Origin of the sequence: Muricauda sp. MAR_2010_75, assembly GCF_000745185.1 — a bacterium.
Taxonomy (GTDB): domain Bacteria; phylum Bacteroidota; class Bacteroidia; order Flavobacteriales; family Flavobacteriaceae; genus Flagellimonas.
Genome location: NZ_JQNJ01000001.1, coordinates 4,007,172 through 4,029,029, shown reverse-complemented (window position 1 = coordinate 4,029,029; position 21,858 = coordinate 4,007,172). Strand labels below are relative to the sequence as shown.

Genomic DNA, 21,858 nt, shown 5'->3' with positions numbered 1-21,858 from the left:
TTACTCTGTATGAAGTTCAAACATGGCTTCAATTTCTACGGGAATGTTTTCAGGGAGCATCATGCCTACGGCACTTCGCACCCCTATGCCATTTTCTTTTCCAAATACATCTGCCATCAACTCACTAAAACCGTTAATAACATAGGGATGCTTCCCAAATTCCGGGGTACAATTGACCATTCCCAACACCTTGACGACCCTTTTTATCTTATCCAAGCTCCCAAAATGGGTGATGATGGTGGAAAGCATGGTCAATCCCACTTGTCTTGCTGCCAATTTAGCTTGATCGGCATCCAAGTCGTCCCCGGCACGCCCTTTCATTAGGGAACCGTCCAAATTAACGGTGCCTTGGCCCGATACATATAAAAAATTATCCACTACCAATACAGGTCTGTACACTCCAGCAGGTGGTGGAGCAGGTGGGAGTTGAAGTTTTAATTCTTCAACTCGTTTTGAAGGTGAAGTGTTCATGTTTAAGGTATATTATCTCAGATTACATTAAGTTTTTAAACTGTAAGAACCTTCAATTCGAGTGAAATTTTGCAAAAATTTTATATCGAGAATACGGTTTTTGAAGATTGAATTCGATTCTCGATACTCATTTTCTCCACTTTGTTCCGAAAACGAACTCGAACTGACGAATTTTTCTTCAAAATATACAACTAGTACTAAATTATCATATTTAAAGCAAGTACGCCAAGGAGTCCCATAATGCCAACCAGGGTTTCCATAACGGTCCATGTGGATAGGGTTTCTTTTACTGATAGATTGAAATATTCCTTGAACATCCAAAACCCAGTATCGTTGACATGGGACAACATTAAACTTCCGGAACCTATGGCCAAAACCATCAATTCTGGACTTGTTCCCGTACCTGATGCCAACGGGAGTGCAATTCCAGCCGCGGTTAAACCTGCAACCGTAGCAGAACCTACACTCACCCGAATAGCGGTGGCGATGAGCCATGCCAAGACCAAAGGCGATATGGTGGAGCCTTTAAGGCTATCGGCAATGTAATTGCTCACATGACTATCAATCAATACTTCTTTGAGTGCCCCGGCGCCAGCAATGATCAACAAAATCATGGTGATGCTGGAAACTGAAGATGAAATGGAGTTCATTAGAGTGGACATGTCTTTGCCTTTTGAAATCCCTAGGGTGAATATGGCCAGCAAAACGGAAATCAATAACGCAATAACGGGATTCCCAATGAAGGTTAGGATGTTTCTCAAAAGACCTTCTTCCAGAAAATTTTCAGCAGCAATGGCAACACCGATCAGTAGTATTGGTGAAAGGGCGGTAAAAATGCTGGTAAAGGTTGATGGAAGCTCCTCCTTGGGGATGATATTGGGATTATAGAATTCTTTGAGGGGCTTTGCTTCGACATTTTTAATGGTTCGGGCAAACAAAGGACCGGCCACAATAATAGCGGGAACTGCAATGATGAGTCCGTATAGCAATGTTTTTCCGATATCCGCATTGAACATGGCGGCAATGGCCGTAGGTGCAGGGTGGGGCGGGAGGTATCCATGTGTTACGGATAACGAAGTGAGCATGGGGAGCCCCACATAAAGTAACGGCAATCCCGTTGAAATTGCGACTGTGAATACCAATGGAATCAGAATCACAAAACCTACGGAGTAGAACATGGGTATCCCCACAATAAAACCGGTTAGGACCATGGCCCATTGTACGTGTTTTATTCCGAATTTATTCACCAATTGTGTAGTAATCTGTTGAGCGGCTCCACTGTCGGCGACCAGTTTTCCCAACATGGCCCCAAGGCCCAGAATCAATACCAAAAAACCCAAGGTATTTCCAATGCCCCGTTGGATGGATTGCACCAAATTACCCAATTCCATGCCTTGGAAAATGCCCACGAACAGACATACGATGATGAAGGCTAGGAAGGCATTCAATTTGAATTTGGCAATTAAAACGAAGAGCAGAAAAATACCGAGAACGGCAATAACGATTGGCATAGTTAGGAGTTGTATTTGAGCTAAAATAAGGATTTAAACCAAATAAAGGATGTCGGCTTTTGATTTCAAACCGTAGCTTTAGGTTTTTAAGGAAACAAAAAGCCTTCCCCACAAAAGCAGAGAAGGCTTTCAAATATAGTTATGCTGAAATTATTCTATCAACTCACCTTGATTTCGGAAGACAAGTTCGTCATCAAAGGAATCCAGCAGCACCACACTGTCTGATGTAATGTTCCCGGAAAGCAGTTCCTTGGATAGATTGTTCAGCACTTCTTTTTGAATCAATCGTTTCACAGGTCGTGCACCATACTGGGGATCATACCCTTTTTTGGCCAAGTAATCGATGGCCTCTTCAGTGGCATCCAAGGTGATGTGTTGTTTGGACAACATTTTCTTTAAGTTGTTCAACTGAAGCTCTACAATGGCCTTAATATCAGCCTTGTTCAACGGAGCGAACATGATAATATCGTCTATTCGGTTCAAGAACTCGGGACGAATGGTCTTACGCAACAAGCCCATCACTTCAACCCTTGCAGCTTCTGAAGCACTTTCCATATCCACAGCATCTTCAAACTTCTCCTGAATGATATGGCTACCCATGTTGCTCGTCATGATGATGATGGAGTTCTTAAAATCCGCCACACGCCCTTTGTTATCGGTCAACCTACCTTCGTCCAATACCTGTAACAAAATGTTGAAGGTATCTGGGTGTGCTTTCTCAATCTCATCCAACAGAATCACGGAGTAGGGTTTTCTGCGTACAGCTTCGGTCAACTGTCCTCCCTCATCGTATCCCACATATCCTGGAGGTGCACCCACCAATCGGCTCACCGAGTGACGCTCTTGGTACTCGCTCATGTCTATCCGGGTGATGGCGTTTTCATCATCGAACAGATATGCGGCGAGTGTTTTGGCCAACTCGGTTTTACCAACACCAGTGGTACCCAAGAAAAGGAAAGAACCAATGGGTTTCTTCTCATCCTGTAATCCCGCTCTACTTCTTCGAATGGCATCCGAAACGGCCACAATGGCCTCCTCTTGGCCTACTACACGTTTGTGCAGTACATCTTCCAATTTCAAGAGTTTTTCACGTTCACTTTGCATCATCTTGGTTACGGGGATTCCCGTCCATTTGGCCACTACTTCAGCAATGTCTTCATAAGTGACCTCTTCCTTGATCAAGGTTCCTGCGCTTTGTTGTTCAGCAAGCTCTTCTTGGAGCTTATCCAACTTTTCCTGCGCTTCCTTGATTTTGCCATAACGAAGCTCGGCCACTTTTCCGTAATCACCGTTTCGTTCGGCGCGTTCCGCTTCGAGTTTATAGTTTTCGATATCCTCTTTTGTTTTTTGGATATTGTCCACCACCGTTTTTTCACTTTCCCATTTGGCAAAGATTTCATTTCGCTCTTCTTTGAGATTGGCCAACTCTAGGTTCAAGGTCTGCAATTTGGCCTTGTCATTTTCTCGTTTGATGGCCTCAATCTCAATTTCTAACTGCATGATTTTTCGGTCCAACACATCCAATTCTTCGGGTTTAGAGTTGATTTCCATGCGAAGCTTGGAAGCTGCCTCATCCATAAGGTCAATGGCCTTATCGGGCAAAAATCGGTTGGTGATATAACGTTGTGACAACTCAACCGCGCCAATTACCGCCTCATCTTTGATGCGTACCTTGTGGTGCGCTTCGTATTTTTCCTTGATTCCTCGCAAAATGGAGATGGCACTTTCGGTATCGGGTTCGTCAACCATTACCTTTTGGAACCTACGCTCCAAGGCTTTATCCTTTTCAAAATATTTTTGGTACTCATCCAAGGTAGTGGCACCAATGGCCCGAAGTTCCCCTCTGGCTAAAGCAGGTTTCAGGATATTGGCTGCGTCCATCGCACCCTGTCCACCTCCGGCACCTACCAGAGTGTGGATTTCATCAATGAAAAGGACGATGTTGCCGTCTGAGGAAGTAACTTCCTTGATAACGGCTTTCAATCGTTCCTCAAACTCACCTTTATATTTTGCACCGGCAATCAAGGCACCCATGTCCAAGGAGTAAATAGTTTTCTCCTTAAGGTTTTCGGGAACGTCGCCTTGTACAATCCGATGGGCCAAACCTTCCGCGATGGCGGTTTTACCCACACCGGGTTCGCCGACCAACATGGGGTTGTTCTTGGTCCTACGGGACAGAATCTGCAAAACCCTTCTTATTTCCTCATCACGGCCAATAACCGGGTCCAACTTGCCGTTATCGGCCAATTGGTTGAGGTTTTTGGCGTATTTATCCAAGGAATTATAGGTTTCCTCAGCACTTTGCGAAGTCACCTTTCCACCTTTACGCAATTCTTGGATGGCAGCATTCAGGTCTTTCTCGGTAACGCCTTGATCCTTTAAAATCTGGGCGATTTTACTTTTTGATTTAAAAATGGCAAGTAGCAAGTGCTCCACGGACACAAATTCATCGCCCATGTTCTTTGCAACGATACTTGCTTCATTCACGGTTTTGCCGGCTTCCCTGGAAAGCATGATTTCACCCCCGGAAACCTTGGCAAAGCTCTGGAGTTCCTTATCCAAGATTTGGTTGAGGAGTGCGACGTTGACGTTCAATTTTTTCAAAATGAATGGAAGAACGTTTTCATCGACCTCGCCAATAGCCTTGAACAGGTGTTCGTTCTCTATTTGTTGATGGCCAAATTCTTGGGCCAATTGCTGTGCCCTTTGAATGGCCTCCTGTGATTTTATGGTAAAATTATTAAAGTTCATAGTCTTTGTTTTCTGCATAAGGGTCAACAATCTTACCAATACGGACTAACCGTCAAAATGTCTGTAAAGCCCTAGAAATAAAAGACATTTCGTCAGTTGTAAGCTTTTTCACGGTTCACGACATATCCCTTAAATTTGCATTATGGGAATATTTGACAGTGTCTTCGGAAAGAAGGAAAAAGTAGTAGAGGAAAAGAAGCAACTACCTTGGATACATTTGGAATCCTTGGGGCAGTTGGAAGAGATAACGAAAAAATCAAATCATAGGGCCCAAGTCATTTACAAGCACTCCACAACCTGCGGAATAAGCAGCATGACCTTACGAATGTTCAACGATACTCATGAACTGGACACGGAATGCGATTTGTATTTCTTGACGATTCAATCGCATCGGGAAATTTCAAATGCGGTGGAAGCCCAGTTTGAGGTTCGGCATGAATCCCCTCAATTGATTATCATTAAAAATGGGAAAGTGACCTTTGATACTTCGCATGGGGCTATTTCTGAGGTCAACCTAAAAGACTTTTTGTAAGAGAAATGAGGAAAACTGCTAGTTCGAGCAATTTATTTTAATAATTGCTTTTGAAAGTTTTTTCCTTAAAGAAAAACCCCGGAAATTTTAAGGATTTCCCACAGTAGGCTTTAGGTGGAATTTTTTAGCTTGCGGGTGCAGCATTCCCCAATCTAACATTTTCTAAAACCTACTTATCATGAGAAAGTCTACTTTCCCAAAATTTGCTGCAACCTTATTTTTTGTTTTGTCAATTCATTTTTCCTGTGAGAAGGAAGAACCGTTGGTCCTGGAAACCGACCAAGACGTCAATGCTAAGGCAGGTCCTTACACCCTAAACTCTGTGGACATGGAGGGTATCCCAAAGATTACCGATTTCCTGAGTTCCCGGGCGGGCAAGGATATTTTTAAAGCCTCGGCCACTGGAAAAAACGACGGGCCCACTATTGCTGAGGAAGTAATTAGGGTCAACGATTCCTTGGGGCAGTCCAATTACTCGTTTCACTTTACTCTGCCGGACAGTGCGGAGAATGAGTTTTACAATTTAGTAGTGGGCGAATCGGAGGACGGACAGCCGCAGGAACCTATGGTTTTTCACTATGTATGCGACCCCGAACACTATGAAGCGTTCGAGGAGAGTGGTTTTGATCCCACGGCCTTTGTAGGAACGATGAGCATGTATCCTTTTGACCAAATTTTCAGTGACGGCTCCCTTTCCAAGGATATTTGCGTGGAACATGACCAATATGGCGATCCCATTCCGTGCATTAGGACCAATGTTACGAACGGTTCCGGTGGTGGTGGAACAGGTACCAGCATGGGCGGGGCACAATTTAGCAGTGGTTTTGATTCACCTACGGTGGCTTCCTATTCCATTTCTATCACCGTATACCACGTAACGCCTGATGGCAGGACCTTTAGCTATGGGTCGGGCAGTGTTTGCCAACATCCAGGGGAGTGTCAGGTTATCTATGAGATGTCTACAAAGGCGAACAACAAGGCCACCGATAGAGGTTGCACCAAATGCCCAAGTGCTCCAGGAGGCGTGGCCGCCAATATGGCCAGCCGTACAAAGTTGCTTGTTAATGGGCTTAGGACGAAATTGACGCTTTCTACCAATGAAATAAACTTTCTTTTAAGAAATGGTCAACTAACTCAAGGGCTCACTTCATTTTTGGCAAAGAATAAGTCTGCTACAGCAAAAGCATATGCAAGATTCATACTAGTAGGTATAATGAATGGTAATAATGTGAATTTTGGGCAAGATTATAGAGGTCAAATGTCTTCTAGTGAAATAATTATTTTTAATTCTCTAAGTATATTTGAACAAATGGCATACTTATTTAATGCTCAAAAAGCTACATGGAAGGCACAAGATCTATACCCAAATTCATTATACAACGGTAAGGGAGATGCTTTTAGACATGCATACTTCAATGCGCTGAATGCAATTCTGCTGGGCCCCTCATTGGCAGAAGATTTGGCAACCGCCCATGAAGATAAACCATTTGATTATTCAAACCATTACAAAGAAAAGCAAATGGATTTGTTTAATAATCAGGTTGGACGGACAAAAAAAGACTGGTTAGCAGATGGCTACCAATCATTGCCCGCAAGCATATTGGATGCTATGGCAAAAGGAGAATTAAGATATTTATCAAACTTGCAAGGTGGCGGTGCTAGTGGTCCGGCAACTAATCAATCTAAGTTAATACCAACAAATTGAATAAAATGAAAAAGGCGTTAATTATATTTATTTTATCCATCTTTTTCCTTTCCTGTGATTGTAAAAATTGCGGGGATCACAGAAATTTCATTGTTACAGATTTCTCCCAAAAAAGAGTGGATACACTTGTCCCGTATAAAAATAAAAGCTATGTGGGTTACTTTATTAGAATAAAAGGTTATGTCAATGACACTATAAAAATCAAGAGAGAAGGGTATTATGACAAAAACCTAATTGGTAAAATAGATACGTTAATGAATGGAGATTATTATGGAACAGAAAATATCATCTGGACCTTTGATCCCTACCGGGCAAGCGAAGGAAAATTGGAAATTGAATATAGTCTTTAAATAATGTGGTTTATAAATACATAAAGGTCACATAGGTGCTGCCCGAATTATTCTTAAACCATTAATATCTATTTCCATAGCCCATAAAAATGAAAAAAGTAATATTGTTTTCGGTTTTAGCTCTTTTATTACTGTTTGGGAGCACCTTTGTTTTTAAGTTATCCGAAAGAAATGCTTATAAAAGCAGAGGCGAGGCACTCATTCTCAAAGTTGAAACATACAAGAAAAAAAATGATTCGCTCCCGGAAACAATAAAGGATATAGACCAGTCAAATGTAGAAATGGAGGAAGGACCGTATTATGATAAAATTAGTGATACGGATTACCGCATCTATTTTAACATAGGTTTTGACAAGCAATTGGTCTATAGCTCTAAAACACGAAAATGGGAAGATAAACTATAATACATTTTCTTGAAAGAATGTTGTAATGGAGAAGACAATAAATTTCATAAAAATCCCCGGCAACCGCCGGGGACTTTCATTTAATTAAACTGATATTGTGAGACGATGCCCTTTAACCTTGCTTTGAGGTCTTCTCCGGCATCGTAGACCATTTGTTCGTTGGATGGGAAAGGAACCTCTCGGGCATTTAAATAAATTAAAAGGTCATCTTCCAATGCTCTTTTGTCGCCTTGAAAGTTGGCAAATATATGTTCAAATACAAATTGACTGGATAGGGGGTAGGCATTGATTTCCTGCCCGCTTCTTAAATCCGTAAACCTAACTTTAGCACCAATTTGAGCAACCTTGCTCTGGGTAAATTGGAAGAACCTACAGGTAACGGTACGCATTTTGTCTACTTTGATGTCATTGCCCAAACTGTCCTTTGCGACATTTCCATTGGCATCCAAAACATATTCCCAGCCATCTTTAATTTGTTTTTCCTTGATGATTTGGGTTTCATTGACACGCTCCGGGGAAATATTGATTTCCATAAAATCCAAGTTCATGGCATAATCATATTTTATATTGGACAAGGGGTTGGTATGGTATTGCAACCAAAAATTATCAATACCAAATGCATTGAAATCCAACAATTCCTCTTCCAATCGCTCTGGGATAATCTGCTCAGTCTGATTGGCAATTTCAACCCGCACAAATTCCAAACCTTTGTTATAGGCCTCATCCATTTTGGCCACGGTTTCCTTATAGCCAGGATTGATGTCTTGCAAATACTTCAAATCATCATACGCCGCTCTGTAATCGGCTTTGTACTTGGCAGAAGCCAAAAGACCTAGGGCATTTTCATACAAATGTTCGGACAAGTCATCCTTGGTATTCAAAATTTGGTTGTCGTAATTCACAAATTTGAATCGCGCATCCCTGCCTTCCTCATAAATGGTAAGGGGCAATAAGGGCCTGATGCGTTGCTGGATGTTCTTCAACCCTAAATACTTGTTGTAAATGGTCTCCAAATTGGCCGGGTTGCCATCATTCTGCAAAAAAGCGATTTCTTGGTGCTCTCTTTCCGCGTTCTTGGCAAAAGCCTCTTCCAAAAGGGTAATGTATTCTTGGTTGCCCTTCTTGGTCTTATTATCGGCCAAGTTCTTAATAGCCTTGTTCATAGCGGTTTGGTAGTTTCCGCTGTTGAGTGCTTCTTGGGTTTTTTTGACCCCTCCGCAGGCGGCAAGTAAAACCAAAACGGTGATAAGTAGAATTTTTTTCATGGTTTTTTAATTTATTGGTTATGGGTGGTTTTTCAATTGCTGTGCCAAAAACCAACATTTTTATAACGAAAAAGGTTGAACGGTAGTATATTATCGGTGAAATACCTAAAATAAACTCGTTTTCAATGGTTTAATGAGAAACGAGAAATTGTTAATTGCTGTTTGATAAAATGCTTTTGGAGCGACTTTTTTATAGCAGATAATCAATATGCAATTCGTAATTTTGGCCTTTCTTTTAATTAAAGGCAAGATGCAAAGAGACCATAAGATTTTTGAACTAATAGCGCAAGAAAAGGATAGACAAATTGAAGGTATTGAACTGATAGCTTCGGAAAATTTTACCAGTCCACAGGTCATGGAGGCTGCGGGTTCTGTATTGACCAATAAATATGCCGAGGGTTATCCGGGAAAACGCTATTATGGTGGATGTGAAGTGGTGGACGAAATTGAGCAACTTGCCATAGACCGAGCCAAGGAATTGTTCGGTGCTGTGTATGCCAATGTGCAACCCCATTCAGGTTCCCAGGCCAATGCGTCTGTTTATCATGCCTGTTTGAATCCCGGTGACACCATTTTAGGGTTCGATTTGTCCCACGGGGGACACTTGACCCATGGTTCACCTGTGAATTTTTCGGGAAAATTGTATCGACCTGTATTTTATGGGGTAGATGAGGAGACTGGGACCCTGAACTATGATAAAATCCAAGAGATAGCCGATAAGGAAAAACCCAAATTGATTATTGCGGGTGCTTCCGCCTATTCCCGTGATATGGATTTTAAACGCTTTAGGGAAATAGCTGATAGTGTAGGTGCCATTTTGGTGGCGGATATTTCGCATCCCGCTGGCTTGATCGCCAAGGGTATTTTGAACGACCCTATTCCTCATTGCCACATTGTGACCACAACCACCCACAAAACACTACGTGGGCCAAGAGGAGGTCTTATTTTGATGGGTGAAAATTTTGACAACCCGTTTGGCATAAAGCTTAAAAATGGAAATCTGAGAAAAATGTCGGCCTTGTTGGATCTAGCTGTTTTCCCAGGGAACCAAGGGGGGCCATTGGAGCATATTATTGCGGCCAAGGCCATTGCATTTGGTGAAGCGCTTTCCGATGAGTACTTGCATTATATGATTCAGGTGAAGAAAAATGCAGAGGCCATGGCCAAAGCGTTTATGGCGAGAGATTACAAAGTAATTTCAGGTGGAACTGATAACCATATGATGCTTATTGACCTAAGAAATAAGGGTATAACAGGTAAAGATGCGGAGAAAGCACTTGAAAAAGCGGCCATTACCGCCAATAAGAACATGGTGCCTTTTGATGATCAGTCCCCATTCATTACTTCGGGAATACGATTTGGAACCCCTGCCATAACCACTAGGGGATTGAAGGAAGCGGATATGGAAACCATTGTGGAATTTATAGACGGGGTAATTACAGACCCCGAAAATGAAGCACAAATCGCTCAAATAAAACAAAAGGTCAAAGATTTGATGAAATCTAGACCTTTGTTTAATTCGTAAGGGTTGGGTTGTTGGTTGTAAGATTTTTGGATTGCCCCTTTATTCTTTTATTCTAGAAGAAAGAGATCTTCGTGGCAGAGTTCCTTGTTCTGCAGGGAGTAGATCATAACCCGGTGGTGTATGTTATCTTCAAAATAAAGACCCCAAAAATCAAAATAGCTGCTTTGATTTTTCTTGGGTTCAAACACATTTTGTGCTTTTCCTTCATATACGGGAACAAAGACTTCATAGGGCATTTCGGTAAGGCCTTTGGTAAAATACACAAAGTGTTGGCTTATTTTGGATAGGATGGCCCCTATTTGTTTGGGAATGCTAAACTCACTTGTTCTTGAAATAACAATGGAGGTATCCTTGTAATGAAATGAGGCCTCAATGATATCCAATGAATGACTGTTCTGGGCATTTAATTTTTCCAATGCCTTGGTGAAACAGGATGACATGTGCGCCTGACTTTCCTGAGGATAGGCAAAATTGCCCCAATTTCCCCCATTAAAGTGACGTAGAATTTCAGTAAGGCCAAAATTGAAATTTAGATCAAGAATCAAATCAGCTTTATTATGCGCACTGTTAAAATTGCACTGTATTTTAGCTTCTGCAAAAAACTCTCTTTCCAAGGTTTTGAGAAACTCATCAACTCCGTTGACGGCCTCAAAAATCTTTGCGCCGCTAAAGTTGAAATTAGGGTTATTTTTTCTTTGGGATGACATTGTTTTCAGCATTATAAATTCGTACCACTAAAGTTAGAACGATTCTTTTTTTTTGGATTGGAGGAAATCCTTAAAAATTTTGGGGTTTTCCCGTTGTTTGTAGGGATTTTACCTCAAAAACAAGTGATATAAATTACGGCAAGCCGTACTGCAATTGAAAAAAAATGGAAAATCTTAGATAAACCCTCTATTTTTTGCCGCAAGGATAAGGGCAAGATCGTTCTCGTTTTCTGTACCAAAAAGGGTTTTCAAATGGCGCTTTCTGTTTTCTATGGAAGAAGGGGAAAGTCTAATGAATTTTTCCAAATCCTTGTTTTTGGTGCCTTTGGAGAGGTGGTACAATATCTGCCGGTCCTTTTCATCAAGATCAATGTCGCTGGACATTTTCTTACGGATGGCGGCGAGGGCTTTTGAGGAATAGTAGGGTGGATTTTGCACAATGGTCTTTACCGCATCTTCCAACGTTTTTGGGTCGATGTCCGTTTTTACCAAATAACCATCAGGATCTACTGTTTTGAGAATACTGTTGATGCGATAATTGTCGCTAAAGGACGACATATAGACAATTTTGCTCTCGGGCACTATTTTGCGTGCCAAAATCCCCAGATCTTCCCCTGTATAAGGCTGATCTTCATTAGGGGCAAAAAGTTGAACATCCAAGAACAGGATGTCATATTTAAAGGAATTGGCTGAATTTTCAATAAGCTTTTTGCCAGATTCATACGAATTAGCGGTATCTACAATGATGGTGTGGCCATCAAAAGCAATGCGTTCAAGAATAAACTTGTATCCAAGCATTGTCATTTCATGGTCATCTATGGCCAATATTCTAAGCGTACTCATGATTTGGTTGTGTATTTATAAGATTTAGGCGTTCAAAATTTGTTTTTGTGTTACATCATTTGGCGTGTTCTCCAACCCAATATATGTGCTGGGTATAGTAACGGTAATTATGGTGCCCTTGCCCTTAACACTGTCAATGGCAAAAGTCCCTTTTACTTTTTTTACCCTTGAAATGATATTGCGAATACCGATTCCCCGTTTTCCTTTATTGGTGTCAAAACCAATTCCATCGTCCGAAATGGTCAGCTTCAACTTTTCGCCATTCATTCCAAACGCAATATCAATATGCTCACATTGAGCATGCTTCACACAATTTTTGAGTGATTCCTGAACAATTCTATAGGCATTTATCTTGATGTCTCCCAAGAGATTGTCCCAATTCACTTTATTGTCATACGTAAAAGAACATGCAATTCCGGAAGACTTTTCAATACCTCTGATCAAATCTTCCAGCGATACAATAAAGTTATGAAATTTTTCATAAGAGGCATGGTTCAGCTCATGTGAAATGGTCCGTATTTCTTCCTCTACTTCACGCAGACGTTCGATCAGATCGGCACGTTGCTCTACTGAGGCATCATCGTCCCTTTCATTTAAACCACTTAATATAAGTCTAATACCAAGCATTTCTCCAAGTATCCCATCATGCAATTCTTCCGAAATTCGTTTTTGTTCCAACTGCTTGCCCTCTTCAAATTTGCCTTGTTGGGACAGCATAAGGTTATAGATCTCATGGTTGCTTTCCTGTTGTTTTTGTCTGTATTTGAGCCTATTGTTGTTGATATATTGGAACAGGATGATAATGATGGCCATACCAAATAGGATAAGCCCCAAAATGGTGCCCATCCAGATTTGTTTTTCGCGGGAGAGCACCTCATTTTCGTGAATCACCTGATCGGTTTCCAAACGGATGCGCGCAAACTTGTCCCGCTTGGTGCGCTCTTCTTCCTGTATGGTCTCGCTAAGGTCATAGTAGGCATTGGAATAGGCCAGGGCATTCTCGCCATCCAACTTGGTGAGCAACCGAAGTACCTCGGTCAACCGTTCGTTGTTATAGGTTTCTTGTGCCAAGGCGCGCGATTCTTTGGCGTACTGGAGTGCTGTTGCGGTATCGCCCTGCTCGGCCAAAAGTTCTGCGTAGTATTGTTTTGCTCGGGGTTGGTCTACATTGTGGTTAATGCTATCATTCAATTTAATGGATTGGTTAATCAATGTTTTGGCCTTTTCAACATTTTGTTCACCTTTATAAATAGAATAGGCCTGACTTGTTAGGGCCAATGAATATAATTCTAGATTTTTTTCCTTTATGGTTTTGTTTTTGAGCAATTTGTCAAAGACCTCTTCTGCTGCCAAATAATCTCCTTTTTGTGAGAGCTCATGGGCAATATTGTATTGATTTTGCTGTATGAACTTCGCTTGCTCTGATTCATCAACTTCATCAATATAGGCTCCTGCTTTTTTAAAAAACTCCAAAGCTTTATCGCTATCGTCCATACCGCTAGCAATAATCCCCAACATGTTGTAGCAATTATATACTCTTTCACTATCCTCTAGATCTTCAAAAATTCGTAAAGCTGAAGTTATGCTGATTTCTGCACCTAGAAAATCCTTGTAAGAATCTTGAATGCGACCCATAAGATAGTGCATCCTACCTTTATTCGAATTTGAAATTGAATCGGATGGTAATTGCTCAAAACTTTTTAGTGCTTTTTGATAATGGTAAAAGGCACTATCTAAAACTCCATAAGAACTAAATAGATAAGCCATATCCCAATGCGAGTTTCCCAAAACACGATGCATTTTAGATTTTTCGGCCAACTCCATGACCTGTTGATTGGTTTTTCTGAATTCCAAGGAATCTGATATTTTTTTGTAGGCTAGGGAAATTTTGGAAAGTTTTTCAATACCAAGACTATCATTGGCGAGGGCAAAGGCCTTATCTTTTGCCTGTTGCAGTAGATTCTTCCGCTCATCCATAGAAAGATGAACACTGTCTCGCGCAGCAGAAATCCATATATCAATTAAATCAGCCTCTGGGTCAACGGCAACCGATTGCTGTTGGGACTGTTTGGTACAGCCCAAAAAAATGATAATAAGGGTGAAAAGAATACTCTTTTTCAATATTTAGTAGGTTATATTGGAGTTGTTCCTAATACAAGGTAACAAAAAAGCCCCAAATCTTGACTGAAATGGGGCTGATCGTATTTTAATTATTTTGAATTAGAGTTCTCTGCCTTCATCCGCAAAGGACTTTAATTTATGGGTTTTGCTACGAATCTTCTCCATCAAGTAAAGCTTTTTGTGCATTTCACCTTCCTTATAGGTCAAAGATTGTGCATTTATTCCAGTTTCCTCTTTTTTGCACGAAAGCATACTGGTTAAAATAAGGACCAAGACAAGTGTAGCAACCTTTTTCATTTTTATGTTGTCCTTTGGATACTATCCGTCACGTCCGGTATCACCGTTAGAAGACTTCCCATCCGTAGATTCTTGGTCTATAGTTTTCATAAGTGCTTCGGTGTCTTGTACATCAGTTTCAGGTTCGCAAGAATACATTCCAACGGCTAGTAGTGCAAGTGCGAAAATACTTAGTGCTCTTCTCATAATATTAGGTTTATGGTTTAATAAATAGGTTTGTACGGCTAAGATATTTAGCCACCTAGTAGCAGGGTGTGTTGCAACAAATGTTTTAGCAGATGACACAATTCTGCTAGAATTTTACAGAAAAGCGTTAGAATTTTGCTAATTAACGGCCTTTACCGCGGTTTTGGAGAGCATTTCCTTTAAGGCGTCTATCTTATCCTTATAGGTTTTGGAAAAAGGAAGTTCTTCTTCCCGGTCATGGTTGAGTGTGCAAATAGATTTGCCATAATTAATACGGGATACATACCTGCTATTCAATATATAACTTTGGTGTACCCTTATAAAGCCCTCAGGGAGTTTGTCCTCAAAAGACTTTAAGGTTTTAAAGGCACTGACCACATTGCCATCTCGCATATAGAAATCCGTAGAGTTGTTATCGGATTTTAGATAGAGAATATCCTTGGTGTCCAAATACCGATAATCATTGTACGATTTTAAGCAAATGGTAGAGGGCATGTGATGTTTTGGGTGCAGTTTGCGAAGCCGCATAATGGTCTTGCGTACATCAAACTCATTGTGCGGAAGTATCCAATAGTCGAAAAAGCCACTTTTTATGGCATTGTAGGCATATTTTTTGGTTTTGGAATACCCTATAATAATAGGAAGCGAGGGCATATACTGGTTCAACTCCGTAACCATCTGAAAATAATCCATTCCATCTTCGCCAAGATTGATCAGTACCAAATCCGGCGTAAATTTTAAAATGGTGTTCAACCCTTCTGATGCGTTGGTGGCCACACCTGCGCAGGTGAAATCGTCATACTCTTGCAGGTAGAGCTGCAACTGCAGCTTGGAGGCTGCACTGGAATCGATTATGGCGTAGGTGTAATCCATATGCAATTTACTGATTGCAAGTTACTAACGCACGAAAAAAACTCATTGCAGTTTTCCCTTAAAAAAACTAGGGGTTTGCCCTTAAAACGGTTGTTTTTCCTACAATTCTCCTTAAAAATTCGTTAAATACTAATTATCTGTAACGAATTCATAGGCGCCTATGTCCGGATTTTGGGTTCTATCGTTTCCTAAAATATCTGTGGGAACGGTGAGTGAAGCGTCGGGGGCGGCAAGGTCAATAGCAGCAGAGTTTTCATGTATGTTCAGTTGGTTTTTTGTTTGGTTTTTAAACTCAGGGTCCTGATTGAAGACTATTTTACGGTAAAAACTGCTATTTTCAAAATTATATAGCGGATTTTCGTCAACTGAACCATCGCTTATATTGAACTTTATGAGGCAATTGCTGAAGTTAAAATTAAAATCTGAACCCAAATCTTGTTGAAGAACAAGCTCAGTAGATGCACTTCCAAAGATGATGCTGTTCACAAAATCTGCATATTCCAGAGGTGCCGTGGACCTATCTCCCGAAGGGAGAATCGCAAAATTTTGAATTGAAAGTGCCACACCATTTCTAAAGCCCTTGTTCCAATAATTGGCCAAAGTGCAATGGGTAAAGCTGCACTTTCCTCCCAGTTCCCCATAAAAGGATGAACCTCCCGCACTTCCCAAGACCGTATTTTCGGCATCAATGTATGCACGGGTGCTCCATACATTATGGTTTTGACTATTATAAATTTGACTATTATGAATTGTGAGGGTAGGGGTGTTCAACGCTTGATTTCCTTCAACCCGAAGACCTACGGTTGCATTTTTTAAGGTGAGATGGTTGATTTGATTGTTGCTACTGCCTTCCCGAATCCAAATGGTACCCCATTGCCCAGGTTGGTCGGAATATTCTTGTTCTAATCGGTCTCCTTCAAAAACAACCTCGTTTTCCAGAGCTTCTTGATCTTCGCTGAGTTCACCATTTATGAAAAGGGATGCACCTGCATCCACCAAAATACCGGAATTTTTATGAAAATGAACCCGAGCCCCCGGTTGCATGATCAATGTGTTCCCGTCAGGAACGGCAGCGTATCCATAAATGACATACGGTTTTTCATTTGTAAAGAGCAACTCATCGGCTTCTAAATAAAAACCCTCCACCTTAATTTCTTCCCCATTTTCATCCATCCCCAATACCAAGGATTCTTTGGTGCCATCGGAGCGGGTTTTGGGATAAAGAAAAATAGCATCCCTTACCAACGTGACCAGCTCTACCTTTTGGGTCATAGGACCACTTCCAAACAAAAGACTTTCGGTGTACAGAAATTCATTTTCCAAAGTTTGGGACACATCAAAGGTGGTTTCAATAAAAATATAGAGACTGTCCTTTGCCAAAAGGGGCACATTGTCGAACTCTTTGCCGGGAAGTCCGTCAACATTAAGTCGGTAACTGCTGTTCTGTCCAGTCTGCAAACCTACATAAGGAATGTAAATGTCTTCGTCCGAACGGTTATAAACCTTTAAGGTGTAGGTGCTGCTTCCAATATTGGTAAAGATGGTGTCCAGAAAAACAGTGTCCTTGGAAAACTCCAAGTTGCCCGTACTGGGGACATATTCAAAATCCTTACGGCAAGAAGCTGTTGTAATGACAAGGAGCGCCGTAAATGCTACAAAAGACCATTTTAAATACCATTGACACACTATTCAAAGAGTTTTTGGACGGATTCTGGTACGCGTTTGGGACGAAAGGTTTTCGCATCCAAAAGACACCATTCCGTATGGGCATTAACCAAAAGTTGGCCCGTTTTATTGTCTTTGATTTCCACTACTCTCGTAGAAATTGGCCCTTTATTGCTCTTGATATAGGTGTTCATTTGAATAGTATCGCCCAGCACGGCAGATTTGTGATAGGAAATATTGTGGTTTTTTACCACCCAGACCATTTCTTTACGAATCTCTTCCGTGGTAAGTTCCTGCCAGTGGTTTTTGGAGATTTCCTGGATCCATTCTACATAGCGGACGTTGTTAACATGGTTTAGGTCGTCCAAGTCTTGTAATCGTACTTCAAAGGTTTCGGTATGGGTCTGCATTAGTCTTTTTTACGGATTTTCACCTCAAACAATTTGTCCCAGTTCTTTCCGGTGACAAAGAAGGTGCCTTTTTCCTGATGGTAGGCAACGCCGTTCAGCACGGAATTGGTGTCATCCCATTCCGGTCCACGGTTCACCTTGCTTTTTAGTCCCCCAAAGTTCACCACACCTACTATGGCACCAGAGGTGGCATCAATGATCATCATGCTCTCTTTTTGGTAGACATTGGCATAGATTTTACCATCTACATACTCCAGTTCGTTGGCCTTGTTAAAGATGGACTTGTTGGTAGCGGTTTCAATATGGCCCTGCTCTTGAAGGGTTTCGGGGTCTAAAAACCAGATTTTTTCCGTGCCATCACTTTTGTAGAGTTTTTCACCGTCATTGCAGAGTCCCCAACCTTCTCGACTCTCACCATAGGTGAAGGTCTTGATTTGCTCCAGATTCTCAGGATTGTACACATACCCCATTCCACTTTGCCAAGTCAATTGATATAGCTTATTATTAAGGATGGTAATGCCTTCACCAAAAACCGTATTTTCCAATGCTATTTTTTGAAGGACTTCGCCCGTTTCATAATTGACCTTACGAACTGTGGATGCTCCACGTTTACCCGTACTTTCATAAAGAATTCCGTTACTGAATTCCAACCCTTGGGTATAGGCCGTGGGGTCGTGCGGGTAGGTGTTTAGGATATCGTAGGTGTATATCTCTGGAGCGGATGGAGCCAAGAGACGCACCTTTTCTTCCACCTCAACGGGTTGGTCTTGAATATTGAACTTGGCGGTAAGGACTTTGCTCCCTAAAGTCGGTACATTAAGGGTAAGTTTACCATCTTCCAGCGGAAGTTCTTGCCCATCCATAAAATAATGGACTTCTGAAATGGCAATGTCCTTTTTGTTCTTTAGGACAACGCCCACCTTTTGGTTTTGCTGTACATTCTTATCTTCCAATTGAATGGAAAAGTGTTTGGATGGGTCCGCTTCCCCTCCGCAGCCCAGAAAAAAAAGTAAAAAGCCAGAAATGGAAAGCAGTTTTACCATAGTTTTTAATTCATGCTTCATGATAAAAGATCCTTGATCTTCGAAATTAAGGATGAAATAGGATTGTGACAAATTTAAAAGGTCGTATATTTGCAATTGGCAAGTCCTACACGACCAGCTCCTGTAGAATCCCCCAGGGCGGGAACGCAGCAAGGGTATATGGTCGTAGCGGTGCGATGTAGGTAGCTTGCCTTTTTTTGTTCCCTGAACTCAGCTAAAATGGATAAAAAAGTTGTTCTGATCACCGGCGGCTCATCTGGTATTGGCAAGTCTATTGGAACTTTTCTGACTTCCAAGGGGTATGTAGTATACGGTACCACCAGAAATCCAAAGAATTACCCTGATTTTGATGCATTCCAATTGGTACAGTTGGATGTAAAAGATGCAGATAGCATTCAAAAAGCTATTTCCCAGATTATTTCCAAAGAAGGTCGACTGGATGTCTTGGTCAACAATGCTGGAGTGGGCATCACTGGTCCCATTGAGGAAACCCCCTATGAGGAAATAGTTAATGTTTTTGAAACTAACCTGCACGGTCCGGTGCATATGATGAAGGCTGTTCTTCCGCAAATGCGCAAACAGGGTGGAGGAGCTATTGTGAACATTACCTCCATTGCTGGGTATATGGGATTGCCTTTCCGTGGGTTTTATTCGGCCACTAAAGGTGCGTTGGGCCTTATTACCGAAGCCATTAGGATGGAAACCAAAGATTTTGGTGTAATCGTTACCAATGTAGCACCAGGTGATTTCGTCACCAATATTGCAGCAGGAAGGTATCATGCCCCTGTTTTGGACGGATCGCCCTACGAGGATAAATACGCCCAAACTATTGACGCCATCAACAATGATGTGGATAGTGGAGGGGATCCCATTCAAGTGGCTAAGGCGGTGTACAAGATCATCAACCAAAAACGGCCCAAGGTGCACAATCCCGTTGGGGCATTTTTACAAAAGTTTTCCCTTATCTTAAAGAAGATTTTACCCGATAAAGTCTACGAAAAACTATTGATCAACCATTATAAGTTGTAGTTTTACACTTCTAAGTACAAATAAAATTGAAAATAAGAAAGCATGAAGTTTTTTATTGATACCGCAAATCTAGACCAGATAAAAGAGGCGCAGGAATTGGGGGTTTTGGACGGTGTTACCACCAACCCTTCACTTATGGCCAAAGAAGGCATTACAGGAAAGGACAATATTTTAAAACACTATGTAGACATCTGCAACATTGTTGACGGGGACGTTTCAGCCGAAGTTGTTGCCACAGATTTTGATAATATTGTGAAAGAAGGTGAGGAGTTGGCCGAATTGCACGAGCAGATAGTGGTAAAGGTGCCTATGATCAGGGATGGTGTAAAGGCATTGAAATATTTTTCAGATAAAGGTATTCGTACCAATTGTACCTTGGTATTCTCTCCTGGGCAGGCTTTATTGGCCGCTAAGGCCGGGGCTACTTATGTTTCTCCCTTTTTGGGGCGTTTGGACGATATTTCTACTGATGGATTGAACCTAATATCGGAAATTCGGTTGATTTATGACAACTACGGATTTGAAACCCAAATCTTGGCCGCGTCTATCCGTCACACTATGCACGTGATTGATTGTGCCAAACTAGGTGCAGATGTCATGACAGGACCATTGTCATCCATTGATGGTTTGTTAAAGCACCCATTAACGGATATTGGTCTGGCCAAATTCTTGGAAGACTACAAAAAAGGAAATTCCTAAAAAATAAACGTAAAGTTGAAAGAGGCCCTGAAATTAAGTTTTCAGGGTTTTTTTGATTAGAGGGAAGTGTAGAGGTCGGCAAAGGCATCAACAATTACGGTATCCTTGGTAATAACACATTTGTTGATTTTGTCAATGATCATTGCCATTTGTATTTCCTTGAAGTTCTCCCCATGAAACTGGCTCTTCTCATCCAGATTATATTCCTCTACAAGCATTTTCCATTGCGGGTAACTTGTTTTAAGGTTAATGCCCACAAAGTTATAATCAGGATGCTTTTTTTTCAGTTCCGCCACTTGTTTGATATTGTCTCTGAAAGGTTTTTTCTGCGAAGCGGTCCAAAAGTAAATCACCGTGTTTTTTTTCCTGCCAACGATTTGTTTCAAGGTAACCTCTTGGTTGTTGGTGTTCTTGAGTTTAAAATCGGGAAGAACATTATTGGGCTGTAAGTGCTTGATTCCCTTGTAAAGATGGTCTATTTCGGCTTTGTGTTCCTCGTTGGAAGAAAGCGTGTTGAACTTATCGATAAAAGCTTGACATTCTTGACTGGGATTGTGTTCTTTCAACAAATAGTCCACGGCAATGTTCCTGAAGAGGATATCCCTGATTTCATTTTCTGCAACCAAACTGTCCACCAAATAAAGCTTGTGTTTGTTAAAGTGGAGACGGTCACTTACCGCCTCTTGGTCATCACCACAATCCTTCAAACAGGTCATATAGGATATATTCCCAAAATGCCATTTCATAAAATCAAAATAGGGTCTAAAATAGGTCAGGTCCCTATTGTTTAGATTTATATTCTTTCGGTATGCATAAAAAGAACCTGTAAGGTCATGTATGGTCTCTTCACCGGTTTTACGTTTATGATAGAACGGGTATTTTTCCTTTGAGATATAACTGTTGTAATCGATGGTAGCTCTAGCCATGTTCAACGCACGCTCCGATAATTCACTGTCTGCTACAAGCTCATTAAGGTGATTGATCTTTATTTCACGCAACGAATCAATTTTTTTGCTGAAAATTTCCGGAGGCAATGGATAATATTCGTAAACCTGGGGTTCTTCGTTTTCATAGGCCAAAAACATTTCAACCAAAAAATTGTTCACCTCGCTTCCAGTCCCGGAAAAGACCAAGGATTCGTCAAACTCAACCGTATTTAAACGCGCCAAAAGGCTATCGCCTTCCTGTAAATAAATGTATTGTAGTTCGGGAGCATGATCAAAGTGGTATAGTCCCTCATCAATTCCTTGTAGCGTAAAGGAAAAACGGTTGTTGTCGTCAAGCTTCACCGAGTCTATGTAAGCGTCATCCCGGTAGAGTACAACGTAGTCGCTGGTAGGATTGACAATCTCACCGCCAAAGAAAACGGAGGCACATTCTCCATTTTTATTTGCGCAACCAAAAGTTGACAATACGATGAGGCCGAGTAGAATTCTAACCATATAGGGAACCATACATTTATCAAACAAAA

General features: G+C 41.3%; 21 protein-coding genes and 1 other RNA gene. 8 read left to right on the top strand and 14 right to left on the bottom strand.

All coding sequences use genetic code 11. The features are described 5' to 3' along the window. The 3 genes from FG28_RS18150 to clpB all read right to left on the bottom strand — a co-directional run bounded on the left by FG28_RS18150 (position 1) and on the right by clpB (position 4,733). Positions 1-471, bottom strand: a complete 471-nt coding sequence (locus FG28_RS18150; protein ID WP_036385389.1) for a RidA family protein — start codon at positions 469-471, stop codon at positions 1-3. 197 nt (positions 472-668) lie between these two features. Next, positions 669-1,982 carry a gluconate:H+ symporter gene (locus FG28_RS18145; RefSeq protein WP_036385388.1) on the bottom strand — a complete coding sequence of 438 codons (1,314 nt, stop codon included), beginning with the start codon at positions 1,980-1,982 and terminating at the stop codon, positions 669-671. Between the two features lie 150 nt (positions 1,983-2,132). After that, positions 2,133-4,733 carry an ATP-dependent chaperone ClpB gene (gene clpB, locus FG28_RS18140; protein ID WP_036386851.1) on the bottom strand — a complete coding sequence of 867 codons (2,601 nt, stop codon included), beginning with the start codon at positions 4,731-4,733 and terminating at the stop codon, positions 2,133-2,135. Between the two features lie 142 nt (positions 4,734-4,875). On the opposite strand from clpB, the gene ytxJ reads away from it, so the two are divergent. The 4 genes from ytxJ to FG28_RS18120 all read left to right on the top strand — a co-directional run bounded on the left by ytxJ (position 4,876) and on the right by FG28_RS18120 (position 7,724). Continuing rightward, positions 4,876-5,265, top strand: a complete 390-nt coding sequence (gene ytxJ / locus FG28_RS18135; protein ID WP_036385387.1) for a bacillithiol system redox-active protein YtxJ — start codon at positions 4,876-4,878, stop codon at positions 5,263-5,265. Between the two features lie 178 nt (positions 5,266-5,443). After that, positions 5,444-6,970: a DUF6973 domain-containing protein gene (locus FG28_RS20310; RefSeq protein ID WP_051947474.1), complete on the top strand. Its 1,527-nt coding sequence runs from the start codon at positions 5,444-5,446 to the stop codon at positions 6,968-6,970. 5 nt (positions 6,971-6,975) lie between these two features. Beyond that, positions 6,976-7,320, top strand: a complete 345-nt coding sequence (locus FG28_RS18125; protein WP_036385385.1) for a hypothetical protein — start codon at positions 6,976-6,978, stop codon at positions 7,318-7,320. Between the two features lie 89 nt (positions 7,321-7,409). Continuing rightward, complete coding sequence (locus tag FG28_RS18120; protein ID WP_036385383.1) at positions 7,410-7,724, top strand: hypothetical protein; 315 nt, start codon at positions 7,410-7,412, stop codon at positions 7,722-7,724. 80 nt (positions 7,725-7,804) lie between these two features. Here FG28_RS18120 and FG28_RS18115 read toward each other — a convergent pair whose 3' ends face one another. After that, positions 7,805-8,989 carry a hypothetical protein gene (locus FG28_RS18115; protein ID WP_036385381.1) on the bottom strand — a complete coding sequence of 395 codons (1,185 nt, stop codon included), beginning with the start codon at positions 8,987-8,989 and terminating at the stop codon, positions 7,805-7,807. Between the two features lie 250 nt (positions 8,990-9,239). Here FG28_RS18115 and glyA point away from each other — a divergent pair, with 250 nt between their 5' ends. Then, a complete protein-coding gene (gene glyA, locus FG28_RS18110) occupies positions 9,240-10,514 on the top strand; it encodes a serine hydroxymethyltransferase (protein WP_036386847.1) in 1,275 nt (424 codons plus the stop codon). A gap of 47 nt (positions 10,515-10,561) precedes the next feature. On the opposite strand, the gene FG28_RS18105 is transcribed toward glyA, so the two are convergent. The 9 genes from FG28_RS18105 to FG28_RS18075 all read right to left on the bottom strand — a co-directional run bounded on the left by FG28_RS18105 (position 10,562) and on the right by FG28_RS18075 (position 18,680). Continuing rightward, complete coding sequence (locus FG28_RS18105; RefSeq protein ID WP_036385379.1) at positions 10,562-11,221, bottom strand: hypothetical protein; 660 nt, start codon at positions 11,219-11,221, stop codon at positions 10,562-10,564. Between the two features lie 174 nt (positions 11,222-11,395). Next, positions 11,396-12,064, bottom strand: a complete 669-nt coding sequence (locus FG28_RS18100; RefSeq protein WP_036385377.1) for a response regulator transcription factor — start codon at positions 12,062-12,064, stop codon at positions 11,396-11,398. A gap of 24 nt (positions 12,065-12,088) precedes the next feature. Further along, positions 12,089-14,185, bottom strand: a complete 2,097-nt coding sequence (locus FG28_RS18095) for an ATP-binding protein (protein WP_036385375.1) — start codon at positions 14,183-14,185, stop codon at positions 12,089-12,091. Between the two features lie 99 nt (positions 14,186-14,284). Further along, the gene (locus FG28_RS20700; RefSeq protein WP_156102327.1) at positions 14,285-14,482 is read right to left on the bottom strand and encodes a hypothetical protein; all 198 of its coding nucleotides are present in this window, start codon (positions 14,480-14,482) and stop codon (positions 14,285-14,287) included. Positions 14,483-14,503: 21 nt separating this feature from the next. Further along, positions 14,504-14,668 carry a hypothetical protein gene (locus FG28_RS20695; RefSeq protein ID WP_156102326.1) on the bottom strand — a complete coding sequence of 55 codons (165 nt, stop codon included), beginning with the start codon at positions 14,666-14,668 and terminating at the stop codon, positions 14,504-14,506. A gap of 138 nt (positions 14,669-14,806) precedes the next feature. Further along, positions 14,807-15,541 carry a LytTR family DNA-binding domain-containing protein gene (locus tag FG28_RS18090; protein WP_036385373.1) on the bottom strand — a complete coding sequence of 245 codons (735 nt, stop codon included), beginning with the start codon at positions 15,539-15,541 and terminating at the stop codon, positions 14,807-14,809. Between the two features lie 129 nt (positions 15,542-15,670). Next, positions 15,671-17,227: a choice-of-anchor Q domain-containing protein gene (locus FG28_RS18085; protein ID WP_036385371.1), complete on the bottom strand. Its 1,557-nt coding sequence runs from the start codon at positions 17,225-17,227 to the stop codon at positions 15,671-15,673. Next, on the bottom strand, positions 17,227-17,616 hold the full coding sequence (locus FG28_RS18080; protein ID WP_036385369.1) for a thioesterase family protein: 390 nt from the start codon (positions 17,614-17,616) through the stop codon (positions 17,227-17,229). Before FG28_RS18080 ends, FG28_RS18085 begins: the two co-directional genes overlap by 1 nt. After that, entirely contained in the window at positions 17,616-18,680 is a 1,065-nt protein-coding gene (locus FG28_RS18075) for a glutaminyl-peptide cyclotransferase (RefSeq protein ID WP_231562652.1), read from the bottom strand. The genes FG28_RS18080 and FG28_RS18075 overlap by 1 nt, the downstream gene beginning before the upstream one ends. Positions 18,681-18,756: 76 nt before the next feature. Between FG28_RS18075 and ffs the strand changes: the two genes are divergently transcribed. The 3 genes from ffs (at position 18,757) to fsa (ending at position 20,387) form a co-directional block, all read left to right on the top strand. Further along, an RNA gene (ffs, locus tag FG28_RS20500) (signal recognition particle sRNA small type) lies at positions 18,757-18,855 on the top strand. A 23-nt stretch (positions 18,856-18,878) separates the two neighbouring features. Next, entirely contained in the window at positions 18,879-19,688 is an 810-nt protein-coding gene (locus FG28_RS18070) for an SDR family oxidoreductase (protein WP_036385367.1), read from the top strand. 42 nt (positions 19,689-19,730) lie between these two features. Continuing rightward, the gene (fsa, locus tag FG28_RS18065; RefSeq protein WP_036385365.1) at positions 19,731-20,387 is read left to right on the top strand and encodes a fructose-6-phosphate aldolase; all 657 of its coding nucleotides are present in this window, start codon (positions 19,731-19,733) and stop codon (positions 20,385-20,387) included. A 56-nt stretch (positions 20,388-20,443) separates the two neighbouring features. Here the strand turns inward: fsa and FG28_RS18060 are convergent, their stop codons facing one another. Next, a complete protein-coding gene (locus tag FG28_RS18060; protein WP_036386845.1) occupies positions 20,444-21,829 on the bottom strand; it encodes a redoxin domain-containing protein in 1,386 nt (461 codons plus the stop codon). Between the last annotated feature and the right edge of the window lie 29 nt (positions 21,830-21,858).